We start from the raw sequence: 13450 nt of genomic DNA, 5'->3' as shown, positions 1-13450 counted from the left end.
TCGGTAGGGAAGCGGCGGTCGATATCCGGGTGTAGCGCAGTTTTGGTAGCGCGCTTGAATGGGGTTCAAGAGGCCGTGAGTTCGATTCTCGCCACTCGGACCAAACAAAAATAATCCGAACTTGTTTCCGATAGGAGATGGGTTCGGATTATTTGTTTTCTTCGGAAAACTCAATATGGGTGTCCGTGGAAGATGAAATCCGAAATCATAGATTGACCGACATAAGCCACAACATGATTTCAGGAGGACATGAACGTGAAGTACGATGCAAGAGCTTGCCATTTCAACATGGACACCGGATGCGTGGAGCTGCTGCTCCGGGATGGAAGAAAAATTTCCATCGACTGCACCGGGGTCGAGGATGCGTTGAATGTGACCATGGCGCAGAGGTCAGAACTGGATTACCTCATCTACAATGACCCACTGGGCTATGCCGATTTGATTCTGAATGGCGATCCGGAGGAATATTTGAAAGGAGTATTAGGAAGTCGCGAATTAGAAGATTAACAAAATAGTGGCTACTGCAAAATGATTTCCTGAAAAGAATTGAATAAACCCCGGAACCTTTTAGCGTCAAGTTTGCTTAAATAGTTCCGGGGTTCTCTTTTTATCTTAGTCCTTCGCGAAAAAAGTTCTTTATTTGCATTCTAAATCCTTGATATGAGGATTTAGCGATATAAACTTTTTACAGTCGTTCTTCATTAGTTCTGAAGCATTATCCCAAAATGCAAGAGTATATTGCTTCCCCTCCTCAAGAATAGCTTCTGCTACGGGATGATGATCGCTATCTCCAACAACCAGAATAATTTCATCATCAGGCCCAATTACGCCCTTATATAAATCTTTCAAGACTTCTTTATCAAAACCTGTGTCAACACGCTTTTCTTTATTGCTCGCATTACGAGGGGGTGTGAAAACTTCAAATCCTACTTTTTTAGCAGCATTCCAAAGACTGTCGTTATCTGTAGGCCTAGAACCGTATAAAACAGCTCTCTTAATATCGGAGATATCACCATCACAAACAATATTAAGCAATTTACCAAAGTCGTAAGCCCACGGCATGTCACAAATTCTGTTATCATGTGCTTCATAAACATCTGCAACCATACCCTTAGAAACGGCAGAATGGTATTTACCCTCAATCCAAACATTAGAATTGTCAACGTAAACGCATTTTCCCATTTGAGATACCTCCTATTACTTCTATGTGTTCAATATATCATAGGATAGAAGATTTTACAAGGTTAAATGGGAAAGCCGTAGTGAGTCAATAAATGGAAAAACAGGGTGCGCCCACCCGGACGCACCCTGCCAAAAGCCACAGACAACAGCGATATGTACAGCAGGGAGCTCCCCAGAGCAGAGTTCCCATAAAACAGTATTTGCAAAAGTTCCCTAAATGGGGAAGATTTGGCGTGACTTCGGTCACGCCTTTTCTTTTGCTTCCAGTTCATCCAGAGGGATGTACCCCAGCCCGTCGTACTTGATATGGATGTGCTGCACCCGCTTTCCGCTGGACTTATCCGGGGCATCTACATAGATAGCCGACACCAGTTCACGGAGAGCATAGGGAGTGAGTTCTTCAATATGAACGTACTTGTGCGCTTTCTGGACGAATTTTTCAATATTCTCGATTTGCTGTTCCTGTACTTCGATTTCCTGTTGGATAGAGAGGGATTCCTCTTCCAGCTGCTTCTGTTCGGCATCGTAGCTCTGGCTCATCATGTCGAAGCGGTCATCGCTCAGCTTTCCATTGGCGTTGTCCTCGTAGATTTTCATGAACAGCCGTTTGAGGTCTACAATCCGCTTCTCATTCCGGGCAAGCTGCTTCTTCAGGACGGTCAGCTTTTCGCTGCTTTCCACACGAAGCTGCTCCTCCATGACCTTGCGGAAGTAGTTTTCATGACGGAGAATGTAGTCCGTCACCCGCTGAACATGACTCAGCACACGTCCTTCCAGAACCTTTACCCGGATGAAATGTCCCTTGCACTTGCTCCCGTTCTTCTTGTGCAGAGAGCAATCAAAGAAGTCTTGACTGAAGTCCCTGTTATTGGACGAACCATATTGCATCTTGGAACCGCAGTCAGCGCAGTAGACCATACCGGAGAAAATGCTGCTCTTGCCTGTTCGGGTCATACGGTGACGCTGGCTGCGAATCTCCTGAACCTTTTCAAACACATCATCGTCAATAATGCGCTCATGTGTATCCGGGAAGATAGCCTGATTTTCCACAGGATTCAGATGTCTCTTTTTATCCCAGATAGAGTTAGTATAGGTCTTGAAGTTGACTGTGCAGCCAGTGTACTCCCGGCGTTCCAGAATCAAACTTACTGCTCTTTTATCCCAGCGATAAGGGTCTTCCGGGGCAGGTGCGTTTGTGCTCCGGCCATGGCTCAACTTGTAGGCGGTAGGAGTCAGAACTTTATCTGCCCACAGTTGGTTCGCAATTTGGGTCGGCCCACGTCCCTCCATGCACATGGAGAAGATGCGCTTCACAATCGCAGCCGCTTCCGGGTCAACAAGCCAATGCTTCGGGTTCTCCGGGTCTTTTACATAGCCGTACGGAACATTAACCGTCAGCGGTACTCCACGCTCTCCCTTGGCCTTCTGAACGGCCCGAATCTTGCGGCTGGTATCGCGGGCGTAAAACTCGTTGAACCAGTTCTTAATGCCCGCAAAATCGTTGTTTACGCTGTTCGGGTCAATGGTGTCGTAGTTGTCGTTAATGGCGATGTAGCGAACGCCATACTGGGGAAAGGTGAAGTTGGTGTACAGACCAGTCAAGGCAGAATTGCGCCCCAGTCGGGACAAATCCTTCGTGATAACGATTCCTACACGCCCTGCTTCGATCTCGACCAGCATACTCTGAAAGCCGGGACGGTCATAGTTCGTGCCGGAGTAGCCATCATCCACAAAGAACACCGGGTTCGGGAAGTGGTTCTTTTTGGCGTATTCCAGAAGGATGACCTTCTGGTTCTCAATGGACAGGCTTTCGCCGAGCCGTGCGTCCTCTTGCGACAGTCGGCAGTAAAGTGCGGTGATTTTATTCGTTGCTCCAGACATTGTTGTGTCCTCCTTATTCTGTGGAGCAACTGTCAGTACAGGATTGGTTACCGGATCAAGTATAGCAGAATTGGACGCAGTTGTCATTCGTCTGCACCCTCATCTTCAAATTTTTGCTGGGCGTTCTTGGCAACAATGCGCTCCAGTTTCTTCAAAAAGGATTCCTTGCCCTCATAGCTGCCGGTCACGGTGTAGGTGGTGTGACCGACTTTCTCCGTGGTGGTCAGTTCAGGAATCCAGAATGCAGACAGGTTCTTGACATGGAGATTGCCGTTCTCATCTACATAGGAGCCGTGCTTCTTCTGCTCTTCGGTCAAGGGCTGCCGCTTGAAATAGATTTCGTTTTCGGAGATGCTTACGGTTTCGCTGGCTTGCTCCTTCGGGGCATCGTCATACAGCTGGGCAAAAAATGCCAGTGCATCTTCGGGTGAGTCTTCCTCCATGAGCTGCTCGAAAACTCGCTGTTCCTCTGCCGAGAGGTTATTCCATGCGGCTTCCAACTCCTGCTCGTTGGCTGCGTTGACGAAGGCTTCGATCTCTTTTTTCATGGTGCATCCTCCTTTGGCTGCGAAAAGCGGATTTTCAAAAAGTATGGGTTTTCGTGAGAGCAAGAATCGTCCCGTGGCCACAAATTTTCAATTCTTGAAAATTCTTGCCACTTTGGGACAGCTTCTTGTTGGGGCGTGCCTGCCCCAAACCCTGCTTAGGAGTGAGTGCGATATACTAGGAATTTATTTATTGCTTGCATCGGTTTTGTCGTTTCCCTTTTTCTTACGAGACAAACCTAAACAAAGATGCGTCGAGCCAAGGCAAAGAAATGATGAACCAAGACACAACCATACAACAGCCATAGAATTATCATTTCCACTTATGAAGCTAATAAGTGAAGCCATATATAACAGAGCAGAAGCTGCATAGAATAAGATAGATTTCTTGGTTTCTTTTTTCATAAATAATCGCCTCCACAAATCGATTTGTTGAGTCAATTATACCACGTTCTTTATCGAAATTACACCCTCTACATGGGAGAACTTGGCCGATTTACTGCGTACGTGCGTACCCATCTTCCGTATACACGTATGCGGCGATTTGCCCGAAACGCACTCTATACAGCCGTTCCCCCTCGGAGAGCCCACTACACTTTGCAGACCACAGGGATGAAAGTGTCATAGTGGGTTATTACACTTCCGCAGAAGTGCCTTCTCCTCGCCGCAGACAGCCGGGTGTGCCTTTTGTGAGAGCTTTCTGTGCGGCGAATCTACATCGCCCACAGGCGATGTAAGCAGGGATTCCAAAGGGGCGCAGCACCCTTGGCACACGACTTTGGTACAAAGTCTAGTGTGTTACACCTTTCCAGAGGTGTATACGTTCCTGAAATGCAAAAAGCCCCATACCCAACACCTTAACGGTGCGGACATGGGACTTGATGCTTCCTCGGCCTAGCCGGGTACTCCGTAACCAATCCTGACAGGCAGTTGCCGTGTCATTTTTCGAAAACTGTTTTACGGATACCCAGCAAGCGGGAACTTCCTGTTTTTCGTTGTTTGCATGATGAGCCTGCTCCGCCTGCCATGCGGCAAACTCCCGCTGTCCTTCCTCGCTGTTCCAGCAGGCAAGGATGGCCGGGTAGAATGCCCGTGCCAGACGGTCGATGACTTCATCGGGATAAGGGGAAGTGTTTGTGGACTTTTTCTTTTTGTTCAAACGCACGCTCCTTTGATCGTCCCACCGCAGCAAAGTCGGGCGAGAAAATCAAAGTTCCAATTTTTATCAGGCGCAAGGGCGCGGATGCTTTCCGCCCTGCACTTGCGGCTGGTGGCTCGTTGATGGCTTACAAGTGCCTGTCGTTATGCGATTTCTTCATCATTCAGCATTTCTTCAAACTGTGCCATATACGCCTTGTGCTGCTTGAGGATTTTTAGCGTTTCAGTTTTGGCGTAGGAATCGTCCGGTAGCTTAGGCAAGTATCTCATCAAAAAATCAAAGTCCTGCTGAATCCGCCGGACGGCGACTTCCAGCGCGGAGTAGTTGATTCCAGAGTAGTGTGAGTAGCTCGATTGCGGAGCGGGACGGTCTTCCGGGTGCAGAATCTCGTGCACAATCTGCTTGCGGTTCGGAAAATCGGCTCTGGCAAGGCGGTGCATATCAGCATCACGGACTTTGAATTGCCCGGACAGGATCTTTTCTTTTGTACCGGGCATCATCTGCTCCATGATCTCCACGCCCCGCATGAACTTTTCAGAACGGGCAACGTAGGATTCGCTGACATTGTTCCGCTCTGCAATCTGCTTACGAACGCTTGCGTCTGTGGCAGTGGGAGGAATTGTGTCAAATTGACACAATTCCTCCGGGGCGGTTTTCTTGGCAGCAGCCGTGTGCTGGTTGTTGCCGTTTCCACCGGGCTTCCGATGCTCCACACTGTACTGTTTTCCAATGAGGAACTTCTTCTGCTCCGGTGTAAGGTTGCGCCGCCCCAGCTGATTCTTGCAGATCCATGCGAGGACTTCTTCTCTGCTTTCAAATCGGAGCGGCATGGTGGAAAAGCAAATCTCCGGGTGCTTCTGGAGAATTGCATAACGATTGTGGCCGTCAACGAGGGTGTTGTTCCAGACGATCAAAGGAGAGAGCAGCTTGCCTTCCTTGAGGATGTTTTCTTCAAGCTGCTTGAATTCATCATCGGTCAGAGGCGGAATCTGAGACTGGAACTCCGGGTCGATTTTCAGATTGATCATACGCACACTCCTTTATCTCTCCTGCTGCGCCGGTTCTTCCTCCCGGAAAAAGGACGCAACATTCTGCTTTGCGGTTTTCAGCTTGAGCAGCTCGTTCTTGGCTTCCTTGTACTGCTCGTAGAACTGTGCCTTTTCGGATGCCAGCTGCGCATACTCGGCTTCCAGCTTCTTCGGGCTGGGCAGCTTGGTGATGTCGTTTGCCTTGAAATAGGCTGCTGCTGCCCGGTATGCTGTCAGCTCTGCACGGTGCTGTTCTTCAAAGGCTGCGGGTCGTTTGGCAGCTTTCCGTTTCTGCGCGAGCGGTCGGTACTGCTTGTAGGCAGTAGCGTGACTGCGCAGATTCTTGTTTTCTGCCATGCGGGTTTCGAGGTCTTTCACCACCGCCAGCGAGTCGTGATACTTGGTTTCCAGTTCAGCGATGCGCTGGTTCAGGGCGTCCTCGTCGGTCAAGCCCTTTTCCTGCAGAAGCTTCACGGCTTGTGCCATAACTTTGAGATTGTGTTTCGTGAGCCAACGCTTATAGCCGATGCCCTTGTCCTCGGTCATCCTCGACTGGATGTCGATCAGTTTCCCGATGGTATCCTGCTTGAACTGCGCCGTGGGCTTGCGTTCGGCTTTTGCCTGCAACGTGGCAAGCACTGCTGCCTTATCGAACTTGTCACCGAGATGTTTCGCTCGGATGAACTTTGTTCTTCCAGCAGGCAGATAACTTAGGCATCCGCGACTTTCCTTGACGGTGATGCTATACTGCTGCATGAGCCTGTCGGAAAAATCCTCAAAGCTGGTAGCACGGTACAGCACCGAAGAAATCTGTTTCCGCAAGATGTCCTTTACGGTTTCAAACTTCTTCTGCTGGGGTGGTTGTCCGGCTGCGGCAAAGGCTGCGTTTGCAAGGTCGAGCTTCTGCTGCCCACGCCGCCTTGCCCAATACTCAGCTTCGCTTACGCGCTCTTTCGAGCCGTTGAGCAGGTCGATCTGGTACAGTCCGGCACCTTCGCACAACTCCATGACCTCGACACGCAAGTGCCGCATGGTCTGGGCAGTGCTGGAGTGCTTCATACCCTCACGCCAGTCGCGGGGCTTCTGCATATAGGGCTTGCGTTCCACTTCTCGCATTCGGATGCTGCCGATCACGATGTGGACATGGATGTTTCCCGAATGGTTGTGCCCATCGGGGTGAGTGCAGACGATGGCGGGATGACCGGGAAAGTTTTCTTCGCAGAATTTCAGACCAAGGGCCTGTGCCTTTTCCATGGTCAGCCCGTTGTCGGCTGCATCTCTGGGGTCAAAGCTGATGATATACTGGTGGCTTTTAATATCACCATGCTGGGTGTTCTTACCATACTTGCGGTTTGCCAGCAGACAGGCCGTTGCAAATGAGAAATCACCGCACTCAAGGGTGTCGAGCAGGTAGGATTCCCGCAGCTTCGGCTTGCCCTGTTCATCCAGAAGCTGCTTTCCGGTGAACTCATCGTGTTGGTAGATCAGGTACGCTTCAATGGCGGTGTAGTCCGAGTTCTTAGAGGCGATATGCTTGAGCGTTGCCATACAGTTCACCCAGAACTTTCTCGGCGCTGAGCCGGAATGCGGTCAGGTCTGCAAGTTCGTCAAGGATTTTCGCTCGAATCTGCTCGGTGTCTGCACCGCCGGAGTTGAAGTGCCTTGCAAGCTGGTTGAGGTTGGTGCCCACCTTGCTGCACTGAGCAAGCAGGGTGGAAACGGCGGTCAAGGCTTCTTCTCCGCCGTCGGCAACGATGACTGTTTTCTCGATCTTGACATTGTGGATGGCACGGCGGATAAAAGTGGAGAGGGAGAGATTCAGGAGTTTTGCAGTACATTCGAGTTCCAGTTTTTCATTTTCCGTTACCCGGAACTTGATGACGTGCGTTTTGATGTTCGGCGTGTCGTGGTGCTGGGAATTGCTAGGGGTCGATTGAACATTCGTTTTGGTCATTGTACCTCCTGTCTGTTCGATAACTCCTCGGTGAAGTTATGTAAGCACGACACGCCGTTGCTGTTCGCACCGTCAGGTGCGAACCATGAGCAGGGTTTGGGGCAGGCACGCCCCAACAAGATCACTTCGGAAATGCAGACGCATTGTAGAAGTGAAGTCCCGGATGGACAGAAAATTTTCAAGAATTGAAAATTTGTGGCCACGGGACGGTTCTTGCCCTCTACCGCTGCGCTCAAAACGTATTTTCAGTGATTGTTTCCGAATTGTTAAGACGCAAAAATAAGTAGAGAGTTCCGCTGCTCGTGTATGTTGATCACCGTTTGCTCCGAACGAAGTTCCTGCCCCTGTTTGTGCAGCGGCGTTGACGGAAAGTCGGTATCACGTTCGGTCGGCTCATGAAATTTTCAAGGTACAACTCCCGTAAAGAAAAATACCACCCTGCAAGACAGGCGAAAATTTTGTCGGGTGAATCGGCGGCAAAATGAATCGGGTGTGTTGCGGGGCGGTAAATCTTTCAGGGATAATCCACGGTGAGGCAGTGTTCAAAATGAACACGACCACATTTTGTGGGTGGCTTCAAACCAATCCACAAAGACGGTGGGATTTGTGACAGAGAATATCATGGTTTGCAGGGTGCGTCAAGATGGTTTTGTAAAATTTATTGTGCTAAAGCGGTAATAGTAGGACTTATCTACTGGAAATTGAAGCATCTTGCAAAGAATTTATGCGCACAAATTGGAAAATCGAGCTATCTGTGTTATACTCAAGTCAGAATTTGTTGAGCAAAACGGAGGTACTGAGCTATGGCAGAGAAAAACACCGCCGACATTGGATTTGAAAAACAGATTTGGAATGCGGCCTGTGTACTTCGGGGCAACATGGATGCTTCGGAGTATAAGGGCGTTGTTCTTGGTCTGATTTTCTTGAAATATATTTCGGATCGTTTTGAAGAAAAGTACAATCAGTTAGTTGCAGATGGTGATGGTTTTGAGGAAGATCGTGACGAGTACACATCGGAGGGAATCTTCTTTGTGCCTGCTGGTGCGCGTTGGAGCGATGTTTCTGCAAAGGCACATGACCCGGAAATCGGTCAGGTAATTGACGATGCAATGCGCGCTATCGAAAAAGAAAACGCGCGCCTAAAAGATATTCTGCCAAAGAATTTTGCGCGTCCGGAACTGGATAAACGTCGGTTGGGCGAAGTCGTTGACCTGTTTACGAACATCAAAATGATTGAACATGGCAGCGAAAAGGATATTCTGGGACGCACTTATGAATACTGCCTGTCTATGTTTGCAGAACAGGAAGGCAAGCGCGGCGGCGAGTTCTTTACGCCGTCCTGCGTTGTGCGGACGCTGGTAGAAGTGCTGCAACCGTTTAAGGGACGAGTGTATGACCCTTGCTGCGGCAGTGGTGGTATGTTTGTTCAGTCTGCAAAATTTGTAGAGAACCATAGTGGAAATATCAACGATATCTCGATTTATGGACAGGATTCCAACCCGACCACATGGAAACTGGCACAGATGAACCTTGCCATTCGTGGCATTGAACCCGACCTTGGCAAGTATGCAGCAGACACATTCCTCGATGATCAGCATCCGACCATGCGGGCAGACTATATTATGGCGAATCCCCCTTTTAACCTGTCGAATTGGGGCGCAGAGCAGCTCAAAGATGATGTACGCTGGCAGTATGGTATGCCGCCTGCAAGCAACGCGAACTTTGCATGGCTTCAGCACATGATTTATCATCTTGCACCGGGCGGCCGCATGGGTATGGTGCTTGCAAATGGTTCTCTTTCCTCTCAGTCTAGCGGTGAAGGTGACATCCGCAAAAATATTGTGAATGCTGACCTTGTGGATTGCATCATTGCCATGCCGACACAGCTTTTCTATACCACACAGATTCCGGTTTCGCTTTGGTTTATCTCCAAGCGCAAGAAACAGGCTGGTAAAACGCTGTTTATTGATGCCCGGAAGATGGGCGTTATGGTGAGCCGTAAGTTGCGGGAACTAGCCGATGAGGATATTAAAAAGATTGCCGATACCTACAATGCTTATGTTAGTGGTACACTGGAAGATGTAAAAGGTTTCTGCGCAGTTGTTGATACGGAGAAAATTGCAGAGCAGGATTATATTTTAACGCCGGGTCGTTATGTTGGTGTTGAGGAACAGGAAGATGATGGTGAATCGTTTGAAGAAAAAATGGCTCGGCTGACTTCTGAACTTTCGGATTTGTTCAAGCAGTCACATAAGCTGGAAGCAGAAATTAAGGAGAAGTTGGGGGCGATTGGGTATGAGTTATGAAACGTATCGCGTTGCCGACCTAATTGATGAAATTGCGATGGGTCCATTTGGCTCAAATATTAAAGTATCTTGTTTTGTGGACAGTGGAGTGCCTGTCTTAAATGGCAGCAATCTTGAGGGCTTTTCTTTGTCTGAAAAGGCGTTCCGCTATGTCACAGAGGAAAAAGCTGATTCTCTTAACAAAGCGAATGCACATCGCGGAGATATTGTAATAACACATAGAGGAACGCTTGGACAGATAGTTTTTATTCCGCAAGATTCAAGATATGACCGGTATGTGATTTCGCAATCTCAGTTTAGGGTTAGATGCAATGATAAAGTTTTGCCTGAATATCTTGTCTATTACTTTCACACTCCGATAGGGCAGTATAAACTTCTTAGCAATGCCTCACAGGTTGGTGTCCCTGCACTGGCAAGACCGTCTTCAACTTTTCAACAAATCGAAGTTACGCTACCTGAACTGAGTATTCAGAAACGTGTGGTCGAGATTATCACCACAATTCAAAGAAAGATTGAGAATAATCAGGAGTTAAACGATAATTTAGCAGCTTAGAGCTGAACGGAAGAGACGTCAATCTCACCAGACATTAGCTTGGGCAACAGGAAATCCCGTAGTGTTGAAAGCCGCAAGTTTTCGATGCTATTGTTAAGCATCTCCTGAAACATTGGCTCTGCAACACAGAGAAACGCTTTAGCATCATCATCAGATAGCTTCATGATTTGCTCTGAATCAAAATCTCTAGTGGTAATCGCATCAAATACAGCTCCACTTGCTTTATGCTTAAGTCTATCAACAGCTTTGAGGGTGTAAAAATAGACAAGAAGCTGATGTGTTTCCTTGCCGACAAGTGCATAACAGGATTGATTCATAGCCATCGGAATTCCGGACAGACCAACTTTGCCAACAGTACCTCTTGCCGTAACGAAAACTGTATTCACAGGATATAGTCGGCTATTGCAATGTGAAAGTCCCTCTTCTGTAATAGTCTTTTCTGTGATAAATGTATATGGTGTGCCAACATCTTTTGGAGTAAAGAAAGCAATATTACCGTTCCAATACGCGGTTTCGCCTGTCTTGGGGGTTCCACCGCCGAGTATTTGTATTAAATCGGTGTATCTAACCTCAGTATTTGATCGATTATAGAGGCTTGAAAACAATGCGGCGGCTTGCTGCTCTAAATTATCGTTTATCATAATTTTAATAACTCTCACCAGTGGCGGGAGATTCTATGGAGAAACTGCCACTGCCGCCGTTCTCTGAAATCGTAATAAGGAGATACGGCGATGAAAAATCAGATTATCAACGAGATACAGCGAAAAATGCTGCCGTATCTCAATAACGAACAGTTGCTGCATTTGAAAGCAGTGCTGGAAGCGTCATTTCAAGGTGTCACAATTGAAATGGGTGAAGAACAGCCAAAGGCTGAGGAACAAGATTCGGCAGTAGCGTTTATTACGGCAAAACGGATAGAGGGCTGTTCCGAGAAAACATTGACCTATTATTCAAAAACTATTGCAGCGATGCTGAATGGTGTGGGAAAATCACCGCAGCAAATTACAACGGATGATTTGCGAAAATATCTGATGGATTATCAAACACGGCGGCGGTCGAGCAAAGTTACGATTGATAATATCCGGCGTATTCTTTCCAGTTTCTTCTCGTGGCTGGAAGATGAAGATTTTATTGTGAAAAGCCCTGTTCGTAGGATTCACAAAGTAAAAACTGCGAAAATCATCAAGGAAACGTATACGGATGAAGCGTTGGAGCTGATGCGTGACAACTGTTCAACAGTACGAGATTTGGCGATTATTGATTTGCTGGCATCTTCTGGAATGCGTGTCGGGGAATTGGTGACACTTAATCGGGAGGATATCAATTTCAACGAGCGCGAATGTGTTGTATTTGGTAAGGGCAACAAGGAACGATTGGTATACTTTGACGCACGGACGAAGATCCACCTTCAAAATTATCTGGATGAACGGTCAGATAGCAATCCAGCACTCTTTGTGACGCTGAAAGAGCCGCACGAACGATTGATGATCGGTGGTGTGGAAACGATGCTTCGTGAATTGGGGCGGCGATTAAAGCTAAATAAGGTGCACCCGCACAAGTTCCGGCGTACATTGGCAACATCAGCAATTGACAAGGGAATGCCGATTGAACAGGTGCAGCAGCTTTTAGGACACCAGAAAATTGACACAACGATGCACTATGCAATGGTAAAACAACAAAATGTGAAATTGGCACATAGGAAATTTATTGGTTGAGGTACAAACATGGCAATATGGAAAATAGATGAGCTTGGAGAATTTGTTACCCTGAAAAGAGGATATGACTTGCCCCAGCAAAAGAGGAAAAATGGCGAGATTCCAATCTTTTCCTCTTCCGGTGTAACGGGAACACATAATGAAGCAATGGTTGAAGCACCGGGAGTAATTACAGGACGATATGGAACGATCGGAGAAGTTTTTTTTGCAGAAACATCTTTTTGGCCATTAAACACAACTCTGTACGTGGAAAATTTTCATGAAAACGATGAAAAATTCGTGTACTATTTTTTGAAGACACTTGAATGGAAAAAATTTGCATCAGCAAGTGCAGTTCCTGGAATCAACCGAAACACTGTGCACAAAGAAATTGTTCGTTTTCCAGATTTTGAAACACAGCAGAAGATTGCATCTGTTTTATCAACGATAGACAAGAAAATCGCAGTAAATAAAGCGATAAACGATAATTTAGAGCAGCAAGCCGCCACCTATTTTCAAGAATTATTTATCAACAATGCAAATCCCATGTGGCAAATCAGCACAATAAGTGACCTTGGAACTGTTGTGGGCGGTAGTACGCCTTCAAAAACCAAGCCTGAATACTATACCAATAATGGTATTGCGTGGATAACGCCAAAAGATTTATCTATCAACAAGTCCAAATTCATATCTCATGGCGAAAATGATATCACAGAACTTGGTTTGAAGAACAGCAGTGCAACAGTCATGCCCAAAGGTACAGTATTGTTTTCATCACGTGCTCCCATCGGATATATTGCAATTGCATCTAATGAAGTTACAACCAATCAAGGCTTTAAGTCTGTTATACCTTACTCGGAAATTGGAACAGCGTTTGTATACTTTTTCTTGAAACACAGTCTTCCGGTTATTGAGAGTGCAGCATCAGGCTCGACATTCAAAGAAATTTCAGGAAGTGCCATGAAGAATATCCCCGCCATCATTCCTGATCGGAACACACTTGACCAATTTAATAGTTTCTGTGCGCCAATCTTTGCGCAACAAAAAATCTTGGAAGAGCAAAATCATTCACTTGCTATGCTAAGAGATAGTCTGTTACCTAAACTAATGTCTGGCGCAATTGATATCGCGAGTATTCAGCTTTAAGC

At 47.2% G+C, this 13450-nt stretch carries 14 protein-coding genes and 1 tRNA gene; 6 read left to right on the top strand and 9 right to left on the bottom strand.

What is annotated here, in order from left to right; all coding sequences use genetic code 11:
* The first annotated feature begins 25 nt into the window (after positions 1-25).
* Both ACNQFG_RS13360 and ACNQFG_RS13355 read left to right on the top strand, forming a co-directional pair.
* Positions 26-103, top strand: a tRNA-Pro gene (locus tag ACNQFG_RS13360).
* 152 nt (positions 104-255) lie between these two features.
* Positions 256-507: a DUF6061 family protein gene (locus ACNQFG_RS13355; RefSeq protein ID WP_423405226.1), complete on the top strand. Its 252-nt coding sequence runs from the start codon at positions 256-258 to the stop codon at positions 505-507.
* A gap of 129 nt (positions 508-636) precedes the next feature.
* On the opposite strand, the gene ACNQFG_RS13350 is transcribed toward ACNQFG_RS13355, so the two are convergent.
* From ACNQFG_RS13350 to ACNQFG_RS13315, 8 genes are all read right to left on the bottom strand, one after another.
* Positions 637-1182 (bottom strand): NYN domain-containing protein, encoded by a 546-nt coding sequence (locus ACNQFG_RS13350; protein WP_287644435.1) that lies wholly within the window; start codon positions 1180-1182, stop codon positions 637-639.
* Between the two features lie 243 nt (positions 1183-1425).
* Entirely contained in the window at positions 1426-3150 is a 1725-nt protein-coding gene (locus tag ACNQFG_RS13345) for a recombinase family protein (protein WP_097781440.1), read from the bottom strand.
* On the bottom strand, positions 3147-3611 hold the full coding sequence (locus ACNQFG_RS13340) for a hypothetical protein (RefSeq protein ID WP_005924522.1): 465 nt from the start codon (positions 3609-3611) through the stop codon (positions 3147-3149). The genes ACNQFG_RS13345 and ACNQFG_RS13340 overlap by 4 nt, the downstream gene beginning before the upstream one ends.
* A gap of 183 nt (positions 3612-3794) precedes the next feature.
* Positions 3795-4013 (bottom strand): hypothetical protein, encoded by a 219-nt coding sequence (locus tag ACNQFG_RS13335; RefSeq protein ID WP_080545308.1) that lies wholly within the window; start codon positions 4011-4013, stop codon positions 3795-3797.
* Positions 4014-4398: 385 nt separating this feature from the next.
* Positions 4399-4773 carry a hypothetical protein gene (locus ACNQFG_RS13330; protein WP_423405225.1) on the bottom strand — a complete coding sequence of 125 codons (375 nt, stop codon included), beginning with the start codon at positions 4771-4773 and terminating at the stop codon, positions 4399-4401.
* Positions 4774-4910: 137 nt separating this feature from the next.
* Positions 4911-5795 (bottom strand): hypothetical protein, encoded by an 885-nt coding sequence (locus tag ACNQFG_RS13325; protein ID WP_423405224.1) that lies wholly within the window; start codon positions 5793-5795, stop codon positions 4911-4913.
* Between the two features lie 12 nt (positions 5796-5807).
* A complete protein-coding gene (locus tag ACNQFG_RS13320; RefSeq protein ID WP_423405223.1) occupies positions 5808-7343 on the bottom strand; it encodes a relaxase/mobilization nuclease domain-containing protein in 1536 nt (511 codons plus the stop codon).
* Positions 7315-7749, bottom strand: coding sequence for a plasmid mobilization protein (locus ACNQFG_RS13315; RefSeq protein WP_097800183.1), 435 nt, complete (start codon positions 7747-7749; stop codon positions 7315-7317). The genes ACNQFG_RS13320 and ACNQFG_RS13315 overlap by 29 nt, the downstream gene beginning before the upstream one ends.
* An 803-nt stretch (positions 7750-8552) precedes the next feature.
* On the opposite strand from ACNQFG_RS13315, the gene ACNQFG_RS13310 reads away from it, so the two are divergent.
* Together ACNQFG_RS13310 and ACNQFG_RS13305 are read left to right on the top strand one after the other, a co-directional pair.
* Positions 8553-10055 (top strand): type I restriction-modification system subunit M, encoded by a 1503-nt coding sequence (locus tag ACNQFG_RS13310; protein ID WP_423405222.1) that lies wholly within the window; start codon positions 8553-8555, stop codon positions 10053-10055.
* Positions 10045-10608: a restriction endonuclease subunit S gene (locus ACNQFG_RS13305; protein ID WP_117476683.1), complete on the top strand. Its 564-nt coding sequence runs from the start codon at positions 10045-10047 to the stop codon at positions 10606-10608. The genes ACNQFG_RS13310 and ACNQFG_RS13305 overlap by 11 nt, the downstream gene beginning before the upstream one ends.
* Here ACNQFG_RS13305 and ACNQFG_RS13300 read toward each other — a convergent pair.
* Positions 10605-11249 (bottom strand): restriction endonuclease subunit S, encoded by a 645-nt coding sequence (locus tag ACNQFG_RS13300; RefSeq protein WP_423405221.1) that lies wholly within the window; start codon positions 11247-11249, stop codon positions 10605-10607. The genes ACNQFG_RS13305 and ACNQFG_RS13300 overlap by 4 nt on opposite strands.
* 90 nt (positions 11250-11339) lie before the next feature.
* On the opposite strand from ACNQFG_RS13300, the gene xerA reads away from it, so the two are divergent.
* Together xerA and ACNQFG_RS13290 are read left to right on the top strand one after the other, a co-directional pair.
* Entirely contained in the window at positions 11340-12323 is a 984-nt protein-coding gene (gene xerA, locus ACNQFG_RS13295) for a site-specific tyrosine recombinase/integron integrase (RefSeq protein WP_332376078.1), read from the top strand.
* A 9-nt stretch (positions 12324-12332) separates the two neighbouring features.
* A complete protein-coding gene (locus ACNQFG_RS13290) occupies positions 12333-13448 on the top strand; it encodes a restriction endonuclease subunit S (protein ID WP_423405220.1) in 1116 nt (371 codons plus the stop codon).
* Positions 13449-13450: the final 2 nt, after the last annotated feature.

This window comes from Faecalibacterium prausnitzii, assembly GCF_049532945.1.
Lineage (GTDB): Bacteria > Bacillota > Clostridia > Oscillospirales > Ruminococcaceae > Faecalibacterium > Faecalibacterium prausnitzii_N.
Note: the sequence above shows the minus strand (reverse complement) of the source record. Positions and strands in the feature narration are given on the sequence as shown.